Genomic DNA, 17,610 nt, shown 5'->3' on the forward strand with positions numbered 1-17,610 from the left:
CCCGGATCGCTGAGGATCCCCTCAGCCGTGCGCGCGGTCGGCCGCCGGCTGCTCCGGCCGCGGGCGATCCCCCGCCGCGCGATCGGCCGCCCGGCCGACGACGCGCTCGAGCGGCCCGCGCCCGTCGCCCGCGGCGAGCGCGGCCCCGATCGCGAGGGCGACGACGACCTGCACGGCCCACGCGGCCCATCCGGCGCCGAGCGCCGGCGCCGCGTCCTGCAGGGGCACGAGCATCGCGGTGAGCAGCAGCACGTGCACCACGTAGATCGTGAGCGGCGCCGCGCCCGCCGCCCGCAGCGGCTCGAGCGCGCGCACCGCCGGGCGCGGCAGCGCCGCCGCCAGCAGCCCGAGCAGCGCGATGACGAGCAGGGCGATGCCGACCGTGCGCGCCATGTCGGCGGGCGTGCCCGTGTGCGGGGCGGCCACCAGCTGCCAGGCGGTCGCCGAGCCCTGCGCGGCGCCGTAGCCGTTCCGCAGCAGCTCGTCGCGCGCGGCGTCGTCGAGGGGGCCGGCGAGCAGCCGAATGCCGAGCTCGCTCGCGGCGACGCCGGCGACGACGAGCGCGGCGCCGACGGCCGCGAGCTGCACGAGCGCGCCCCGCTCGGCATCGCGGGCGCGGGCGGCGAGCAGCGCGCGGGCGGCGAGCACGCCGACCAGCAGGTAGGCCACCCAGGTGAGCACCGGGTAGACGCCGGTGAGCAGCACGTCGGCAGCAGTGGCGGCGAGGCGCTCCCCCAGCGCCGCGCCGTCGCCGATGCTCGCGGCGCTCGGCAGCCGCTCGCGCGCCGCGACGAGCAGCGAGCCGCCGGCGAGCCACAGCACGGTCGTCACCCCGGCGAGCAGCCACGACGGCAGCAGCACGAGCACCGCGGCCAGCATGATCGCGACGCCGAAGGGCACGAGCACGACGTAGACGGCGGCCGCGAACGGCCCGATGATCGCGCCGAGCAGCGCGACGAGCGCGCCCCGCACGAGCGTCGAGCGCAGCGCGCCCCAGCGGTCGCCCGCGGCGAGCCGGGCGCGGGCGGCGAGCACCACGCTCACGCCGCCGAGCACCGCGAAGAGCGTCGACGGCGGCCCGTCGACGAGCGCTGCGACCGCGTCGGGCGGGGGCGGCTCGGCCACGAGCAGCGTGTGCGCGGCCATCATCCCCACCACGGCCAGCAGCCGCGCGAGGTCGACGCCCACCAGGCGCTCGGAGCCGCTCACGCGACCATCGTGCCGCACTGGCCTCGGCGCGCCCCACGCATCCGCCCAGGACGCCCCCGGAGCGGTCAGCCTCGGCTCGAGCCCTGCTCCAGCCACTTCTCGGCGCGGTGCTCGGCGATCACGCGGCGCGCGGTGCCGGTCTTCGAGCGCAGCACGAGCGACTCGGTGCGGATGAGCGGGCCCTTGCGGCGCACGCCGTCGAGCAGTTGCCCGTCGGTGACGCCCGTGGCGACGAAGTAGGTGTTGTCGCTCGCGACCAGGTCGTCGAGGCCCAGCACCCGGTCGAGGTCGTGGCCCGCGGCGACGACCTTGCGGTGCTCCTCGTCCGACTGCGGCGACAGGCGCCCCTCCATGAAGCCGCCGAGCGCCTTGATCGCGCACGCGGTGATGACGCCCTCGGGCGTGCCGCCGGCGCCGGCGCAGATGTCGATGCGGCTCTCCCAGCGGGCCGCGTTGATACCGCCGGCCACGTCGCCGTCGCGCATGAGGCGCGTGCCGGCGCCGGCCGAGCGGATCTCCTCGATGAGCTCGGCGTGCCGCGGGCGGTCGAGCACGGCGACGACGATCTCGCCGACATCCTTGCCCTTGGCGCGCGCGAGCTCGCGGATGTTGTCGCCGATCGACTGGTCGAGCGAGATGACGCCGATCGCCTCGGGGCCGGCGACGAGCTTGTCCATGTAGAACGCGTCGATCGGGTCGTACATCGTGCCGCGGTCGGCGACGGCGATCACGCTGAGCGCGTTCTGCCGGCCGGCGGCGGTGAGCGAGGTGCCGTCGATCGGGTCGACGGCGATGTCGGCCGAGGGGCCGCGGCCGTTGCCGACGTGCTCGCCGTTGAAGAGCATCGGCGCCTCGTCCTTCTCGCCCTCGCCGATGACGATGACGCCGTCGAAGGCGACCGTCGAGAGGAACGTGCGCATCGCGTCGACCGCCGCGCCGTCGGCGGCGTTCTTGTCGCCGCGGCCGATGAATGGCACGGCGCGGATCGCGGCGGCCTCGGTCGCGCGCACCAGCTCCATCGCCAGGTTGCGGTCGGGGTTGTCGAAGACCGGGGCCTTCTGAGCGTCGGGCTGCTGCGCCACGGTGTCCTCCATCGGTGAGCCTGCTTCGAGCGTAGTGAGCGGATGCGGTGGGCCCGCCCCGCGCGCGGCGAAAGTCCGGCGGTTCCTTCGCGGGCCGCACGCGTGCCGACGCGACAGACCGGGCCGGGGTGTCGCGGGTCCCGGCCCGGTCTGGGTGCGCATCCGGGCGGATGCGCGTCGTCGCGATGCGACGGTCGTCCGCCGGCGTCAGGCGCCGACGGTCTCCTTGCGGCGCGCGCGGAGCGCGCCGATGAGCTTCGGCAGCACGATCATCGCGGCGGCGAGCGCGAGCACGCCGACCGAGATGGGGCTCTGGAGGACCACGCCGAGGTCGCCCTGCCCGATGGCGCTCGTCTGCACGAGGGCCTTCTCGAAGAGCGGGCCGAGCACGAGGCCCAGCACGAACGGCGCCATCGGCAGGTCGAGCTCCTTCATGAGGTAGCCGAGGATGCCGAAGATCAGCACGAGCCACACGCTGAACATGTTGTTGCTCACCGAGTAGGCGCCGACGAGCGACGTCAGCAGGATGATCGGGTACATGTAGCCGTACGGGATGCGCAGCATCTGCGCGAACACCGGCGCGAGCGGCAGGTTGAGCACGAGCAGCAGCACGTTGCCGATGAAGAACGACACGAGCAGGCCCCAGACGAGCTCGGGCTGCGTCTCGAACAGCAGCGGTCCCGGCTGGAGGCCGAAGATCGTGAACGCGCCGAGCAGCACGGCAGTGGTCGCGCCGCCGGGGATGCCGAGCGCGAGGGTCGGCACGAAGTTGGCGTTCGCGGCCGCGTTGTTCGCGCTCTCGGGGCTCGCGACGCCCTCGATCGCGCCCTTGCCGAAGTTGGCCCTGTTCCTGCTGATGCGGCGCTCGATGCCGTACGACATGAACGAGGCGAGGGTCGACCCGGCGCCCGGCAGGATGCCGAGCAGGAAGCCGATGCCCGAGCCGCGCAGGATGGCCGGCATCGAGTCGGTGACGTCCTTGCGCTTGATGACCATGTCCTTGAACCGGGCACGGATGGGCTCGGCCGCGCCGATGCGGATCTGGTAGAGCACCTCGCCGAGGGCGAAGATGCCGATCATCACCTCGACGAAGGGGATGCCCGAGAGCAGGTTGACGTTGCCGAACGTGAAGCGCTCCTCGCTCGTGCCGGGCGAGATGCCGACCGTGGCGACGAGCAGGCCGGCGACGGCCATCATGGCGCCGCGCACGAAGGCGCCGCCCTGGAACGTCACCACGATGACGAGGCCGAGGATCATGATCGCGAACATCTCGACGGGCCCGAACCGCAGCGCGACGTCGGCGAGCGGCGGCGCGAGCGCGATGAGCAGCGCGAGCGAGATGATCGCGGCGATGAACGAGCCGATCGCGCTGATCGCGAGCGCGGCTCCCGCTCTCCCCCGCTTGGCCATCTGGTAGCCGTCGAGGGTGGTGACGACGCTCGCGGCCTCGCCCGGCGTCGAGATGAGCACCGAGGTGATCGTGCCGCCGTACTGCGCGCCGTAGTAGATGCCGGCGAGCATGATGAGCGCCGTGACGGGCTCGAGCGTGAACGTGATCGGCAGCAGCACCGCCACGCCGGTCGTCGAGCCGAGGCCGGGCAGCAGGCCGATGACGGTGCCGAGCAGCACGCCGACGAAGCACCAGAGCACGTTCTCGAGCGTGAGGGCGGTCTGGAAGCCCAGGATGAGGTTGTCGAGCATCAGATGAGTCCGATCAGCCCGGTGGGCATGGGCACCTTCAGCAGCACCGCGAACACGAGGTGGATCACGCCGACCGAGACGGCGGCGACGAGGAGCGAGGGGATGATGCCTCGCCGCTCGACCACGGTCGCGATGGCGACGATGAGCAGGCCGAGCGAGATGAGCAGGCCCAGCACGGGCACGAGCAGCAGCGCCGCGACGAGCATCCCTGCCACGATCGCGAGCATGCGGTTGCGCTGGCGCTGGCTGCGGCCGAGCGCGTCGATGTCGGGCGCCTCGGCGACCGTGTCGATCGCCGCCGCGTCGGCCTCGTGCTCGACGCCCGTGAGCTCCTCCGCGAGGCCCTGCGGCTCGCGGCGCCGCAGGATGGCGGCCACGTCGACCGCGGCGAGCAGCGTCATCACGATGCCCAGCGCGAAGGGCAGGAAGCCGGCGCCGATCTGGCCGTTGTCCTGGGTGACGCCGTAGCCCCATCCGCCGATGGCAGCGCCGACACCCAGGAGGGCCAGGGCCGCGCTGAACGCGGCCCTGGCGATCCGGGGCGAGAGGGTCACTGTCCGACGACCGCTTCGAGCTCGGCCGAGTTCTCGGCGAGGTACTCGACGAACTCGTCGCCGTAGAGGGCGTTCGGCTGCATGAGGTTCTCCTCGATGTAGGCCGTGTAGGCCTCCGAGGCCGCGAACTCCTCGGCTGCTGCCGTCCAGTAGTCGCGCGCCTCGTCGCTGATGCCGCCCGGCGCGATGAAGCCGCGCCACTGGGCGAAGGCCACGTCGATGCCCTGCTCGGTCGCCGTGGGGATGTCGGCGATCTGCTCGTACTCGTAGCGGTCCTCCGACAGGGCGCACAGGGCGCGCAGGTCGCCGGACTCGAGCTGGCCGAGCACCTCGGAGGGGTTCAGCGAGCCGACCTCGACGGTGCCGCCGAGCAGGCCCGCGATGACCTCGCTGCCGCCCTCGAAGGGCACGCGGTCGAACTCGACGTCCTGGTCCTGCTCGATGAGTGTGAACACGACCTCGTCGAGACTCACGGCGCCCGAGACCGCGACGACGACGCCGTCGGCGCGCGCCGCATCCACCACGTCGGTGCAGGTCTGGAACTCGCTGTCGCCGGGCACGACGACGAGCGTGTAGTCGTCGCCGAGCTTCATGATCGGCGTGAACGACTCGTAGGTGAAGTCGACGTCGGTCGTGAGCGGCAGCGCGAGGAGCGCCGTCTCGGACGCCAGGAGGTAGTTGCCGTTGCCCTCCTGCGCGAGGAAGTGCGAGTAGCCGACGGCGCCGGAGCCGCCCTCGCGGTTCTCGACCGTGATGGTGGCGCCGGTGGCCTCCTCGAGGCCGCTCGCGATGGCGCGGCCCGAGACGTCGGAGCCGCCGCCGGCGGCGAACGGCACGATCATGCGGACGTCCGAGGGCTCGAACGCGCCCTCGGCCTCGCCGCTGGCCGCCGGTGCGCCCGAGGTGGAGGAGCAGCCGGCGAGGGCCGCGATGGCGACGGCGCCGATGGCCGCCGTGGTGATGCGTGACTTCATTGTCGGTTCCTTGCTGTGGATGGGGTGGGGGTCAGGAGGGCTGGCGGGCGGCGCGGGCCTGCGCACCGACGCCGACGGCGGTGCGGAAGGCGTGCTCGTAGGCGCCGGTGGAGGCGACGCGCTGGCCGACGACGTCGAACGCGGTGCCGTGGGCTGGGGTGCAGACGGCGACGCTGAGGCCGCCGGCCATGGTGACGCCGCGGTCGAAGCCGAGCAGCTTCACGGCGATCTGGCCCTGGTCGTGGTACATCGTCAGCACGCCGTCGAACGCGCCGTCGCGGGCCTTGAGGAAGATCGTGTCGCTCGGGAAGGGGCCGGATGCGTCGACGCCCCGAGCCTGGAGCTCGGCGACGGCGGGGGCGATGATGGCGATCTCGTGGCGGCCGAACTTGCCCGACTCCCCCGCGTGCGGGTTGAGCGCGCAGACGCCGATGCGGGGCCGCTCGATGCCGCGCGCCTGCAGCACGCGCTCGAGCAGCTCGCCGCGCTCGACGATGAGGTCGAAGGAGATGAGGCCTGCGACCTCGGCGATCGAGCAGTGGCTCGTGACGCGCCCGGTGACGAGCTCGGGCAGGATGTTGAGCTCGGTCGCGGCGGTGCCGTCGTCGAGCACCGTCTCGAACCACGCCATCTCGTCGTTCTCGACCATGCCGGCCAGGTGCAGCGACGACTTGTTGAGCGGCGCGAAGACGATCGCGTCGACCTCGCCGGCCTTCGACAGCTCGAGCGCGCGCCGCAGGTTGGCCATCGCCCAGAGGCCGCCCTCGCGAGTGGCCTGCTTGCGCACGAAGCCGCCCTCGGGGCGCTCCCCCTCGCCGTCGACGAGCTGCGGCACACCGGCGCCGGCCTCGCGGCTCCATGCGAACTCGACGCCGGCGTCGGCCATGGCGTCGCGCAGCTCCTGCTCGTCGCCGATGATGAGGATGTCGGCCGCCTCGGTCGTCGCCGGGTCGGCGAGCTGCCGCGCGACCAGCTCGGGGCCGACGCCTGCCGGGTCGCCCAGCGTGAGCGCAATGCGGGGGCGGGGGTGCTGCTGCGTCATGTCCACTCCGTCGTGTCCTCGGCGCCCGATCGGCGACCGCATCAGAATCCTATAGGAAATATCAGATGTGATCGCAAGCGCGTTCTGCATCGATCCGGTAACGACGGAGCGGGCCGGGAGCCGAGGCTCCCGACCCGCTCGCGGTCGGCCGGAACGGCGTCAGTGGCCCGGGGCCACCGACTCCACGTCCTCGTCCTTCTCGGCCTCCAGCAGCGCATCCGCCTTCGCGCTGAAGAGCTTCGTGCCGAAGAGCATCGCCGCCGCGAGGAACGCGAACACGCCGAGCGACACCACGCCCCACGCCCCCGAGTCGGTCGGGACGGCCTCGTTGATCGCCGTGCGCATGATCGGGGCGACGAAGCCGCCCAGGTTGCCGAGCGAGTTGATGAGGCCGATGCCGGCGGCCGCAGCGGTGCCCGTGAGGAACGCCGTCGGGTACGACCAGGTGATCGGGCCCACCGAGAGGAAGCTCGCGACCGCGAGGGTGATGAACAGGATGCCGAGGATCGGCTGCCCGTTCGCGCCCGCCCAGGCGGAGCCGAGGATGAACAGGCCCGTCGAGATGTAGAAGAGCGTGCCCCAGTTGCGACGACGGGCGATCGTGTTCGCCGCCTTGCCGAAGAAGTAGCAGGCGAACAGGCCCACGAGCCACGGGATGGCGGCGACGAGGCCGACCTGCCAGCCGACGTCCTGGCCGAGCAGGTTCGCGACTTGCTGCGGCAGGTAGAAGGTGGTGCCGTAGACCGCGATCTGCAGGCAGAAGTAGATGATGGTGAAGTACCACACCTTCCAGTTGCCCATCGCGCGCCAGATGCCGCTCGGGCCGTCGGACTCGCGCACGGAGTCCTCCTTGGCCATCACGTCGATGAGGGCGTCCTTCTCCTCCTGGTTCAGCCACTTCGCGTCCTGCGGGCCGTTGATGAGGAAGAAGATCGCCGCGATGCCGGCGGCGACCGCCATCATGCCCTCGACGAAGAACATCACCTGCCAGCCGGCCCACGGGGTCACCTGCTCGCCGAAGCTGATCAGGCCGCCCGAGAGCGGGGCGCCGAGCATCTGCGAGAACGGCTGCGCGAGGTAGAAGATCGCGAACATCTGCACGCGGTGCTTGTTCGGGAACCACTCGGAGAGGAAGAGGATCACGCCCGGGAACAGGCCCGCCTCGGTGACGCCGAGCAGGAAGCGCAGCACGATGAACGACGTGTCGTCGGTCACGAACGCGAACGCCGAGGCGACGAGGCCCCACGTGATCGCGATGCGCGCGAGCCAGAAGCGCGCGCCGAACTTCTTCAGCAGCAGGTTCGACGGGATCTCGAAGATCGCGTAGCCGATGAAGAAGATGCCGGCGCCGAGCGCGAAGGCGCCCGCCGAGATGCCGCGGTCCATCTGGAGCGCGTCCTCGGCGAAGCCGACGTTCGTGCGGTCGAGGAAGGCGACGAAGTACAGGATCACCAGCATCGGCATCAGGTGCTTGGCGGCCTTCTTGATGGCCGAGTCGAGGGCGGGGTTGCCCTGCGACTTCGGCTGCAGTGTCGTATCGGACACGGGACTCTCCTTCGAGTGCGGTGCTTCGGTTTCGGTCAGTTGAGGACGGACGGGAGGATCAGCCACAGGCCGACGCCCACGAGGACGACGCCCAGGGCGAGGAAGAGGATGCGCGACTTCGACCAGGAGCCCATGGCGATCAGTGCATGTAGAGGCCGCCGTCGACGTTCAGGGTCTGGCCCGTCACGAATCCGGCGTCCTCGGAGATCAGGTAGGCGATGGCGGCGGCGATGTCGCGGGGCGTGCCGATGCGCGGGAGCACGCCGTCGGCCGCCATGGCGGCCTTCCGCTCCTCGGTGAGCGTGCCGCCCATGATGTCGGTGTCGATGGGGCCGGGCGAGATGGCGTTGACCGTCACGCCCTGCGGGCCGAGCTCGCGGGCGACGGAGCGCGTGAAGCCGATGACGCCCGCCTTGGCGGCCGAGTACACCGTCTTCGAGAACGTGCCGCCTCCGCGCTGCGCCGAGACCGACGAGAGGCTCACGACGCGGCCGACGCCGTGCTGCACCATCGACTCGACGGCGCGACGGGTGGCGTAGTGCACGCCGTTCATGTTGATGCCCATGACGCGGTTCCACTCGTCGGCCGTCACCTCGAGGTAGGGCACGGGGCTCGACACACCCGCGAGGTTCACGAGCGCGACGATCTGCGGCAGGGCCGCCTCGAGCTCGTCGTACGCGGCGCGCACCTGCGCCTCGTCGGCGACGTTCGCGCCGGCGCCGGCGGCCTGCACGCCGTGCTGCTCGGCGATCTCGGCGGCGACCGCCTTGGCCGCGTCGGCGTCGAGGTCGATGATGCCGACGTTCCAGCCGTGCTCCGCGAGGTAGTGGGCGGATGCGCGGCCGATGCCGCGCGGCGAGGCCGCGCCGGTGAGGACGACGGTCTTGGACTCGGGGAATGCGGTGGCCATGTGCCGATGCCTTTCGTGGATCAGTGGATGGGGGCCGGGCCGAGCTCGTCCATGAGCTGCTTGATGGCCACGTACGCCTTGTTGCGGTAGGCGATGAGCTCTGCGGTGCGCTCCGCCGGCACCTCGAGGTAGCCGGCGCCCGACTTGGTGCCGAACTTGCCGGCGTCGACGAGCTCCTTGAGGGAGTCCGGCGTCGCGAAGCGCTCGGGCCAGCGCGTCTGCAGCGATGCGTAGCAGAACGCGTAGACGTCGAGGCCGGCCATGTCGGCGATCGCGAACGGCCCGAAGACGGGCAGCCGGAAGCCGAACGTCGTGCGCACGATCGTGTCGATGTCGTCGGGCGTCGCCACGCCCTCCTCCACGAGCTGGGTGGCCTCGTGGAAGAGGGCGTACTGGAGGCGGTTGAGCACGAAGCCGGTCGCGTCGCCGACGCGTGCCGTCTCCTTGCCGGTCGCCGCGACGATCTCCTCGACCACGGGGAGGATGGCGGCATCCGTGCCCTCGTGCGCGATGAGCTCGACGCCCGGGATGAACGGCGCCGGGTTCGAGAAGTGCACGCCGAGGAAGCGCTCGGGGTGCTCGACGGCCTCGGCGAGGCTGCCGATCAGGATCGTCGACGTGTTGGAGCCGATGATCGCGTCGGGGCGGGCGGCGGCCGAGATGCGCGCGAGCGTCGCGTGCTTGATCTCGATCTTCTCGGGCACCGCCTCCTCGATGAAGTCGGCGTCGGCGACGGCCGACTCGATCGACTCGGCGGCGGTGAGGCGCGCCTCGATGCGCTCGACCGCGTCGGCGGGGAACAGCCCGTCGGCGGCGAACTGCGCCGCCTCGTCGAGCAGCCGGGCGCGGTTCTGCTGCGCGATCTCGGCCGAGATGTCGGCGATCTGCACGTCGTAGCCGGCGAGCGCGAGCACCTGGGCGATGCCGCCGCCCATGTAGCCGGAGCCGACGACGGCGATGGTCTTCGTGGTCATGGTCTCAGCCCTTCGGGAGGAGCGAGCGCAGGTAGCGCTGGTTGGTGGAGCAGTTGCCGAGGCTGTCGCCGCCGTAGTGCTCCATGAGGAAGATGCCGTCGAAGCCGAGCGCGAGCGCGTCGCGCACGACCTGGCGGTAGTTGATGAGCCCGCCCTCCATGGTGGAGGGCACGCTGGTCGCCCACGAGCCGTCGGCCGCCTCGTCGCGCGTGTAGTTCTTGACGTGCCAGTAGTTGGCGTACGGCAGCGTCTTCGCGTGCATCTCGCGCCAGTCCTCGATCGGCCGGTGGAGGCGGATGAGGTTGGCGATGTCGGGGTTGAGGCCGACGTTGTCGAGCCCGATCTCCTCGACGAGGCGCACGGCCGAGTCGGCGGTGCCGAGGAAGGTGTCCTCGTACATCTCGAGCGACATCTTGAGCCCCACCTCGGCAGCGTGCCGGCCGAGCTCGCGCAGGCGCGTCACCGCCGCGGTCCAGAGCTCCGGGTCATCCGGGTCGTTCGTCGGGCCCTGCGCGGTCCAGAACCACAGCGCCTTGCGCTGCGCCTCGCTGAACGGCTCGTGCAGGCCGGTCGAGAAGACCTCCATGCCCCACTCCGCCGCGGCGTCGATCGTGCGGTGGGCGTAGGCGAGGTTGCGCTCCTCGTGGCCGGGCATGATCACGCTCTGGCGCTGCAGGTGCACGGAGGGGATGCGGATGCCGTGCGAGTCGAGGATCGAGAACAGCTCGTCCTTGCGGCTCGCCTCGAGGTCGGCGGGGCGGATGTGGCTGTCGGCGAGCTCCGCGAGCGAGAAGCCCACGTCGGCGACCTGGGCGAACGCGTCGTCCCAGACCGCAGGGTCCGCGTCGTGCAGGGCGACGCCGTCGGCCGAGACGGCGGGGATGCCGTGCAGGCAGGTGGCGATCGGCCAGGTCTCGGCGGTGAATGCTGGCTGCTCTGCCATCTCGTCTGCTCCGTTGCAATCCGCGGGCGCGATCTTCGCCCTTGAAAATATCCTATAGGAAAACTAGTCAGATAACGCGGCGGGCGCAAGCGCGCGCTGAGCCCGGGCGTGTCCCCCACGCCAGTGCCGGCCGGCTCAGGACCCGGCGGCCTCGTCGCGCACCGAGCGCGTGCGCACGCCCTGGATGTGTGCGCGCATCGCCGCCGTGGCGGCGTCGGCGTCGCCGCGCTCGAGGGCGTCGAGCACCCGCGCGTGCTCGGCGTGCGCCTCGCGCACGTCGCTCGTGCCGCGCAGCACGGCCTGCCGCAAGCGGTGCGTCATGGCGCCCAGGTCGTCGTGCATCGAGATGAGGTAGCGGTTGCCCGCTGCCTCGAAGATCGCGCGGTGGAAGGCGGAGTCCGCGTCGAAGTACTCGGCCGTGGTGCGCACGGGCACGTCGGCCCCCGCATCCATCGCCTCGACGATGCGGTCGGCGCACTCCTGGTGCCGCTCGTGCGCGACGCGCAGCCGCTCGAGCAGCTGGGCGGCCTTCGGCGCGGCCAGCCGGGTCGCCTCGACCTCGAGCATGAGGCGCGCGTCGAACAGCTCGGCGAGCTGATCGGGCCCGAGCGGGGGCGCGACCCGATAGCCCTTGAGCGCCTCGCGCGTGACGAGCCCGGTGCGCTCGAGCTGCACCATCGCCTCGCGCACGGGCGTGGGCGAGACGTCGAGCTGCTTCGCGAGCGTGTCGATCGAGAGCCGCGAGCCCGGCTCCACGTCGCCCTCGAGCAGCAGCTCGAGGATGAGGTCGTAGACCCGATCGCGGAGGCCGCGGCGCTCGAGCTCGCGCACGCCGCGGAACGGCAGCTGGGTGGTCATCGTGTCTCCTGGAGTGCGAGCGCCTCGTCGAGGATGCGGCCGAACGCCGCGGGGTCGTGCGCGAAGCGCCCGAGGAACATGCCGTCGACGCTGTCGGCGATGCGCGGCAGCAGCCCGGGGCCGGCGCTGCCGCCGTAGATGACCTGCGCGTCGAGCGGGTCGTCGGCGAGGTGCGCGCGCAGCGCCGCCCCGACCGCGCGGATGTGGTCGTCGCCGGCGGGCTCCGGTGCGCCGATCGCCCAGACGGGCTCGTAGGCGACCACGAGCCGGCCGGTCGCGCCCGCGTCGCGAGCGAGGGCGAGGGATGCGTCGAGCTGGCGGATGCAGGCGGCCGCGGCCGCGTCCGGTGCGCCCCGGTCGGGCTCGCCGATGCAGAGCACCGGCGCGATGCCGTGCCGCAGGGCTGCAGCCACCTTCCACGCGACCGTCTCGTCGGTCTCGCCGAACATCGCACGGCGTTCGGCGTGGCCGATCTCCGCGAGCGCGACGCCGTGCTCGGCGAGCTCCGGTGCCGACACCTCGCCCGTGAAGGCGCCGGCGTCCTCCCAGTGGAGGTCCTGCGCGCCGACGAGCATGCCCGCGTGGGTGGCGATCGGCACGACCTCGGGGATCGAGGGGAAGGTGGGGATGACGAACGGCTCCACGAGCCCGCCCTGCACGGCCGGGTGCTCGGCGCAGATCGCGGCGACCGCGCGCGTCCACTCGAGCGTGCGGGCGCGCCCGAAGTACATCTTCAGGCTCGAGCCGATCAGCATCCCCGCCATCCGGTCAGCCCTCGTAGGCGCAGATGTCGTCGACGTTCGCCTGCGAGTGGCTGGCGGGGTCGAAGGTGTAGGTCAGCCACTCCTTGGCGAGCCGGCGCGCGAGCTCGATGCCCACGACGCGCTGGCCCATGCAGAGCACCTGCGCGTCGTTCGAGAGGATCGAGCGCTCCACCGAGAACGAGTCGTGCGCGGTGACGGCGCGGATGCCCGAGACCTTGTTCGCCGCGATCGCGACGCCGAGGCCCGTGCCGCACAGCAGCAGGGCGCGGTCGGCCTCGCCGCGGGCCACGCGCTCGGCCGCCTCGATGGCGACCTTCGGGTACGAGGTCGAGCCCTCTGCGTCGTCGACGCCCACGTCGACCACGGAGTCGACGAGCTCGTTCGCCTCCATGTCGCGCTTCAGGATCTCCTTGTAGTCGAAGCCGGCCTTGTCGCTGCCGACGATGAGGCGGATGCCCATGGTCACTGCTCCCTGTCTGTGGTGAGGACGTCGTAGATGGTGCTGCAGATGAGCGCGAACGAGACGGCGCCCGGGTCGGGGGTGCCGATCGACTTGTCGCCGTGCGACTTGGCGCGGCCGAGCGTCGCGGCGAGCGCGGCGGTCTCCTGCGCGGCCTCGTCGGCGACGCCGGCGGAGTGCCCCCACGCGTCGCGCAGGCGCTGGCCGTCGGCGATGCGGCGGGCGAGGTCGTCGGCGAACGGCACGATGGCGTCGACCATGGTCTTGTCGCCGACCTTGGCCTTGCCGAACGCCATCACGGCGTCCTTCGCGGCGACCACGCCGTCGGCGACGGTCTGCGCCGTCACGTGGCGGTCGTCGCCCACGTGCCTGCCGAGCGTGCGGAGCATCTCGCCCCAGATCGCACCGGAGGTGCCGCCCGCCCGGTCGCTCCAGGCATCCGCCGCCCGCTCGAGCGTCGTCTGCGCGCCGGCGCCGGCGTGGACGGCCGCGGTCGCGGCGGCGCTGCCGGCGCGCGAGCCGCGCTGCATGCCGATGCCGTGGTCGCCGTCGCCCGCGACGGAGTCCATGTGGCCGAGCTCCTCGGCGGCGTCGTCGATCGCGTCGGCGACCGCGGCGAGCGAGGCGGCGATCACGTGGGCCGCGTCGCGCGACTCGGCCGTCGACTCGGGCACCTCCTGCTCGTCGACCGAGGCGTCGACCGCGTCGGCCTGCTGCTGCGGGGCGACCGAGCCCTTGCGGAAGCCCGCGGTGTCGGCGGGCGCGCACCACAGGCGCTCGAGCTCCTCGTCGAGCCACAGCAGCGTCAGCGAGACGCCCGCCATGTCGAAGCTCGTGCAGAGCTCGCCCACCTCGGGCTCGACGATCGTGAGCCCGCGCTCCTCGAGCAGCGCGTGCACGCGGCGGTAGACGACGAACATCTCCTCGTACTTGACGCTGCCGAGGCCGTTCAGCAGCGGCACGACGCGCGCGCCCTCGACCTCGACGCCGTCGGGCACCTCGTCGAGCAGCTTGTCGACGAACAGCTGCGCGAGCTCGTCGGCGGTGGGCACGTCGACCTCGTCGATGCCGGGCTCCCCGTGGATGCCGAGGCCGACCGCCATCTTGCCCTCGGGCACGGTGAAGAGCGGCTCGGAGGCGCCCGGCAGCGTGCAGCCCGAGAAGGCGACGCCGAACGAGCGGGTGCGGGCGTTGGCGGTCTGCGCGATGCGCTCGACGCCGTCGATGTCGTAGCCCGCCTCGGCGGCGGCGCCGGCGGTCTTGAAGACCGCGAGGTCGCCCGCGATGCCGCGGCGCTGCTCGAGGCGCTCCTTCGGGGCGCTCCAGATGTCGTCGGTGACGGTGACGGTGCGCACGTCGATGCCCTCGGCGCGCAGGCGCTCCTGGGCCTGGTCGAAGTGCAGCACGTCGCCGGCGTAGTTGCCGTAGCTGAGCAGCACGCCCTGGCCCTGGTCGGCCTGCTTCGCGATGGCGTAGACCTGCTGCGCCGACGGCGAGGCGAAGAGGTTGCCCATCGCGGCGCCGTGCGCGAGGCCGGGGCCGACGAGGCCGCCGAAGGCCGGGTAGTGGCCGCTGCCGCCGCCGACGACGAGCGCCACCGTGGGCTCGTCGGCCTTGGTCGAGCGCACGACGCCGCCGGGGGCTGCCTGCACCCACCGGGATGCCGCGGCCGCGAAGCCCTCGATCATCTCGTCGGCGAACTGGGACGGATCGTTGAACAGTCGCGTCATTGCGCTCTCCTCGCGTAGGAACCCCGGAGCGGGGCGGGCACTCCTTGGAATCCTATAGGAAGTTGGGTTCCCTGTCACGTCGGTCGGCCCATCCGACCGTGCGCATCCGCCGGGGCGGCCGCATGCCCGGCGACCTAGACTGACGATGTTCCCGCGAGGCCGCGACTGGCGGTCCGCGACCCGACGAGTCAGGAGCCGCAATGCCCGTCGCAACGCCAGAGCAGTACGCAGCGATGCTCGACAGCGCGAAGGCCAACGCCTTCGCCTACCCCGCCATCAACGTCTCGTCGTCGTCGACGATCAACGCCGTGCTGCAGGGCCTCGCCGAGGCCGGCTCCGACGGCATCATCCAGGTCACCACCGGCGGCGCCGACTTCTTCGCCGGCCAGAGCGTCAAGAACCGCGCCGGCGGCGCGATCGCCTTCGCCCGCTACGTCACCGAGGTCGCGAAGGCCTACCCGATCACCGTCGCGCTGCACACCGACCACTGCCCGAAGGACGCGCTCGACGGCTTCGTCATGCCGCTCCTCGAGGCGAGCGAGGAGGAGGTGCGCGCGGGCCGCGCTCCCCTGTTCCAGTCGCACATGTGGGACGGCTCGGCCGTGCCGCTCGAGGAGAACCTCGAGATCGCGAAGCAGATCCTCCCCCGCACCGCGGCCCTCCACCAGATCCTCGAGGTCGAGATCGGCGTCGTCGGCGGCGAGGAGGACGGCGTGAGCCACGAGATCAACGACCAGCTCTACACGACCCTCGACGACGCGATCGCGACCGTCGAGGCGCTCGGCCTCGGCGAGCAGGGCCGCTACATGGCGGCGCTCACCTTCGGCAACGTGCACGGCGTCTACAAGCCGGGCAACGTGCGCCTGCGCCCCGAGCTCCTCGGCCAGATCCAGGCGGGGCTCGCCGAGAAGTACGGCACCGGCCCGAAGCCGCTCGACCTCGTCTTCCACGGCGGCTCCGGCTCGACCGACGAGGAGATCGCCGAGGCCGTGCGCAACGGCGTCGTGAAGATGAACATCGACACCGACACGCAGTACGCGTACACGCGCTCGGTCGCGCACTCGATGTTCTCCAACTACGACGGCGTGCTGAAGGTCGACGGCGAGGTCGGCAACAAGAAGGTCTACGACCCCCGCTCGTGGGGCAAGACGGCCGAGACGGCCATGGCCGCGCGCGTGGTGTCGGCGACGCAGCAGCTCGGCTCGGCCGGCTGGTCGGGCAAGTAGCGGCCCGCACCGCGACAGGGAAGGGCCCCGCCGGTCGATCGGCGGGGCCCTTCTGCGCGCGCCCGTCGGGGCGCGGTGCTCATGCGGTCAGCGGGGACTCACTCCCAGTCGTCGTCGCCGGTGTCGACGATGCGGTCGGTGCCCTCGGGCAGCACGGTGTCGTCGACGCCGTTGTCGTCGGTGTCGACGCCCGCCTGCGTGCCGCCGTGCTCGTCGGGGATGTCGGCCGGGTCGTCGCCCTCGAACTCCTCGTCGCGCGCCTCGGAGCCCTCGGGGGCGTCGTCGTCGTCGATCTCGTCGAGCTCGTCGGTCGCGAGCACGCGGTCGTCGTCGGCGGGCTCCCCCATCGACTCGTCGAAGTCCTCGCCGTCGGCCATCTGGTCGGCCCACTGGTCGGGGTCGGAGTCGCCGCCGCCGTCGACCGGCGTCGTCGAGATGGCGCCGCTCGCCTCGGGGGCGTCGTCGACCTGGTCGCGGTCGATCTCGCTCGCCTGACGGACGGCATCCGTGGGGTTGGCGGTGTCCTCGCCTCGAAGCTGATCAGTCATGACGCGAGCGTATCGACGGGCGCTGGGAGTCCGCCAGGAGATCCGGTCAGCGCTGGCGGCTGGGCCGCAGCTCCTTGGGGAGCGAGAAGATGAGGTCCTCCTCGGCGGTGCGCACCTCGGTGACGTCGCGGTAGCCGGCGTCCTCGAGCTCGGCGAGCACCTCGCGCACGAGGCCCTCGGGCACGCTCGCTCCGCTCGTCACGCCGACGCTGCGCACGCCCTCGAGCCACTCCTGCTGGATCTCGGTCGAGAAGTCGACGCGGTAGGCGGCCTTCGCCCCGTACTCGAGCGCGACCTCGACGAGGCGCACCGAGTTCGAGGAGTTGGCGCTGCCGACCACGATCACGAGGTCGGCGTCGGCCGCCACCTTCTTGATCGCGACCTGGCGGTTCTGGGTGGCGTAGCAGATGTCGTCGCTCGGCGGGTCCTGCAGGTTGGGGAACCGCGCGCGCAGCCGGCGCACCGTCTCCATCGTCTCGTCGACCGAGAGCGTGGTCTGGCTGAGCCAGACGAGCCGGTCGGGATCCTGCACCTGCACGGTGTCGGCCTCGTCGGGGTTGTTGACGATCGTGACCCGATCGGGCGCGTGGCCCGCGGTGCCCTCGACCTCCTCGTGCCCCTCGTGGCCGACGAGCAGGATCTGGAAGTCGTCGCGCGCGAAGCGCATCGCCTCACGGTGCACCTTCGTCACGAGCGGGCACGTCGCGTCGATCGCCGACAGGCCACGGTCGGCGGCGGCCTGCACGACGGCCGGGCTCACCCCGTGCGCGCTGAAGATGACCCGCGCGCCCTCGGGCACCGCATCCACCTCGTCGACGAAGATCGCGCCCTCGCGCTCGAGCTCGGCGACGACGTGCTTGTTGTGCACGATCTGCTTGCGCACGTAGATCGGCGCGCCGTGCTGCTCGAGCGCCTTCTCGACCGCGAGCACCGCGCGGTCGACGCCGGCGCAGTAGCCGCGAGGGGTGGCCAGCAGGATGCGCTTGCCGCCCTCGACGGGGAGGTCCTGGAGCCGACCCCGGCGGAGCGCCGGACGCGGGGCGTCGAGCGGGACTCGTCCGTTCGTGATCGTCACCGGTCCAGTCTACGT

Annotated in this window: 17 protein-coding genes; 1 reads left to right on the forward strand and 16 read right to left on the reverse strand. The window is 72.0% G+C overall.

Features of this window, described 5'->3' with window-relative positions:
* Positions 1-21: 21 nt before the first annotated feature.
* From J2X49_RS01060 to J2X49_RS01125, 14 genes are all read right to left on the reverse strand, one after another.
* Positions 22-1,209: a heparan-alpha-glucosaminide N-acetyltransferase domain-containing protein gene (locus tag J2X49_RS01060; protein WP_310121459.1), complete on the reverse strand. Its 1,188-nt coding sequence runs from the start codon at positions 1,207-1,209 to the stop codon at positions 22-24.
* Positions 1,210-1,274: 65 nt separating this feature from the next.
* The gene (gene glpX, locus J2X49_RS01065) at positions 1,275-2,303 is read right to left on the reverse strand and encodes a class II fructose-bisphosphatase (RefSeq protein ID WP_310121460.1); all 1,029 of its coding nucleotides are present in this window, start codon (positions 2,301-2,303) and stop codon (positions 1,275-1,277) included.
* Positions 2,304-2,498: 195 nt separating this feature from the next.
* Entirely contained in the window at positions 2,499-3,992 is a 1,494-nt protein-coding gene (locus J2X49_RS01070; protein ID WP_310121462.1) for a tripartite tricarboxylate transporter permease, read from the reverse strand.
* Positions 3,992-4,546 (reverse strand): tripartite tricarboxylate transporter TctB family protein, encoded by a 555-nt coding sequence (locus J2X49_RS01075; protein ID WP_310121465.1) that lies wholly within the window; start codon positions 4,544-4,546, stop codon positions 3,992-3,994. The genes J2X49_RS01070 and J2X49_RS01075 overlap by 1 nt, the downstream gene beginning before the upstream one ends.
* Positions 4,543-5,520: a tripartite tricarboxylate transporter substrate binding protein gene (locus J2X49_RS01080; RefSeq protein ID WP_310121468.1), complete on the reverse strand. Its 978-nt coding sequence runs from the start codon at positions 5,518-5,520 to the stop codon at positions 4,543-4,545. Before J2X49_RS01080 ends, J2X49_RS01075 begins: the two co-directional genes overlap by 4 nt.
* 31 nt (positions 5,521-5,551) lie before the next feature.
* On the reverse strand, positions 5,552-6,562 hold the full coding sequence (locus tag J2X49_RS01085) for a 4-hydroxythreonine-4-phosphate dehydrogenase PdxA (protein ID WP_310121472.1): 1,011 nt from the start codon (positions 6,560-6,562) through the stop codon (positions 5,552-5,554).
* 159 nt (positions 6,563-6,721) lie between these two features.
* On the reverse strand, positions 6,722-8,107 hold the full coding sequence (locus J2X49_RS01090; protein WP_225792797.1) for an MFS transporter: 1,386 nt from the start codon (positions 8,105-8,107) through the stop codon (positions 6,722-6,724).
* Between the two features lie 139 nt (positions 8,108-8,246).
* Positions 8,247-9,017, reverse strand: a complete 771-nt coding sequence (locus tag J2X49_RS01095; RefSeq protein ID WP_128190341.1) for an SDR family NAD(P)-dependent oxidoreductase — start codon at positions 9,015-9,017, stop codon at positions 8,247-8,249.
* A 20-nt stretch (positions 9,018-9,037) separates the two neighbouring features.
* On the reverse strand, positions 9,038-9,991 hold the full coding sequence (locus J2X49_RS01100; protein WP_128190340.1) for a 3-hydroxyacyl-CoA dehydrogenase family protein: 954 nt from the start codon (positions 9,989-9,991) through the stop codon (positions 9,038-9,040).
* A 4-nt stretch (positions 9,992-9,995) separates the two neighbouring features.
* Complete coding sequence (locus tag J2X49_RS01105; RefSeq protein WP_310121477.1) at positions 9,996-10,934, reverse strand: sugar phosphate isomerase/epimerase family protein; 939 nt, start codon at positions 10,932-10,934, stop codon at positions 9,996-9,998.
* Between the two features lie 135 nt (positions 10,935-11,069).
* Positions 11,070-11,792 carry a GntR family transcriptional regulator gene (locus J2X49_RS01110; RefSeq protein ID WP_128190338.1) on the reverse strand — a complete coding sequence of 241 codons (723 nt, stop codon included), beginning with the start codon at positions 11,790-11,792 and terminating at the stop codon, positions 11,070-11,072.
* Positions 11,789-12,556: a triose-phosphate isomerase family protein gene (locus J2X49_RS01115; protein WP_310121487.1), complete on the reverse strand. Its 768-nt coding sequence runs from the start codon at positions 12,554-12,556 to the stop codon at positions 11,789-11,791. Before J2X49_RS01115 ends, J2X49_RS01110 begins: the two co-directional genes overlap by 4 nt.
* Before the next feature lie 4 nt (positions 12,557-12,560).
* Positions 12,561-13,016: a ribose-5-phosphate isomerase gene (locus tag J2X49_RS01120; RefSeq protein ID WP_246990590.1), complete on the reverse strand. Its 456-nt coding sequence runs from the start codon at positions 13,014-13,016 to the stop codon at positions 12,561-12,563.
* A 2-nt stretch (positions 13,017-13,018) separates the two neighbouring features.
* Entirely contained in the window at positions 13,019-14,746 is a 1,728-nt protein-coding gene (locus tag J2X49_RS01125; protein ID WP_310121489.1) for a dihydroxyacetone kinase family protein, read from the reverse strand.
* Between the two features lie 200 nt (positions 14,747-14,946).
* Between J2X49_RS01125 and fbaA the strand changes: the two genes are divergently transcribed.
* Positions 14,947-15,972: a class II fructose-bisphosphate aldolase gene (gene fbaA, locus J2X49_RS01130; RefSeq protein ID WP_310121492.1), complete on the forward strand. Its 1,026-nt coding sequence runs from the start codon at positions 14,947-14,949 to the stop codon at positions 15,970-15,972.
* A gap of 98 nt (positions 15,973-16,070) precedes the next feature.
* On the opposite strand, the gene J2X49_RS01135 is transcribed toward fbaA, so the two are convergent.
* The gene (locus J2X49_RS01135) at positions 16,071-16,520 is read right to left on the reverse strand and encodes a hypothetical protein (RefSeq protein WP_128190606.1); all 450 of its coding nucleotides are present in this window, start codon (positions 16,518-16,520) and stop codon (positions 16,071-16,073) included.
* 46 nt (positions 16,521-16,566) lie between these two features.
* Positions 16,567-17,589 carry a 4-hydroxy-3-methylbut-2-enyl diphosphate reductase gene (locus J2X49_RS01140; protein ID WP_146357409.1) on the reverse strand — a complete coding sequence of 341 codons (1,023 nt, stop codon included), beginning with the start codon at positions 17,587-17,589 and terminating at the stop codon, positions 16,567-16,569.
* Positions 17,590-17,610: the final 21 nt, after the last annotated feature.

Source organism: Agrococcus sp. BE272 (genome assembly GCF_031457935.1).
GTDB classification, from domain to species: domain Bacteria; phylum Actinomycetota; class Actinomycetes; order Actinomycetales; family Microbacteriaceae; genus Agrococcus; species Agrococcus sediminis.

What these genes read in the sequence shown, in the direction of transcription:
- J2X49_RS01135 (WP_128190606.1), bottom strand. Translation starts at nt 16,520, where the DNA reads ATGACTGATCAGCTTCGAGGCGAGGACACCGCCAACCCCACGGATGCC.
- J2X49_RS01080 (WP_310121468.1), bottom strand. Translation starts at nt 5,520, where the DNA reads ATGAAGTCACGCATCACCACGGCGGCCATCGGCGCCGTCGCCATCGCG.
- J2X49_RS01105 (WP_310121477.1), bottom strand. Translation starts at nt 10,934, where the DNA reads ATGGCAGAGCAGCCAGCATTCACCGCCGAGACCTGGCCGATCGCCACC.
- fbaA (WP_310121492.1), top strand. Translation starts at nt 14,947, where the DNA reads ATGCCCGTCGCAACGCCAGAGCAGTACGCAGCGATGCTCGACAGCGCG.
- J2X49_RS01085 (WP_310121472.1), bottom strand. Translation starts at nt 6,562, where the DNA reads ATGACGCAGCAGCACCCCCGCCCCCGCATTGCGCTCACGCTGGGCGAC.
- J2X49_RS01070 (WP_310121462.1), bottom strand. Translation starts at nt 3,992, where the DNA reads ATGCTCGACAACCTCATCCTGGGCTTCCAGACCGCCCTCACGCTCGAG.
- J2X49_RS01120 (WP_246990590.1), bottom strand. Translation starts at nt 13,016, where the DNA reads ATGGGCATCCGCCTCATCGTCGGCAGCGACAAGGCCGGCTTCGACTAC.
- J2X49_RS01100 (WP_128190340.1), bottom strand. Translation starts at nt 9,991, where the DNA reads ATGACCACGAAGACCATCGCCGTCGTCGGCTCCGGCTACATGGGCGGC.
- J2X49_RS01115 (WP_310121487.1), bottom strand. Translation starts at nt 12,556, where the DNA reads ATGGCGGGGATGCTGATCGGCTCGAGCCTGAAGATGTACTTCGGGCGC.
- J2X49_RS01095 (WP_128190341.1), bottom strand. Translation starts at nt 9,017, where the DNA reads ATGGCCACCGCATTCCCCGAGTCCAAGACCGTCGTCCTCACCGGCGCG.
- glpX (WP_310121460.1), bottom strand. Translation starts at nt 2,303, where the DNA reads ATGGAGGACACCGTGGCGCAGCAGCCCGACGCTCAGAAGGCCCCGGTC.
- J2X49_RS01110 (WP_128190338.1), bottom strand. Translation starts at nt 11,792, where the DNA reads ATGACCACCCAGCTGCCGTTCCGCGGCGTGCGCGAGCTCGAGCGCCGC.
- J2X49_RS01125 (WP_310121489.1), bottom strand. Translation starts at nt 14,746, where the DNA reads ATGACGCGACTGTTCAACGATCCGTCCCAGTTCGCCGACGAGATGATC.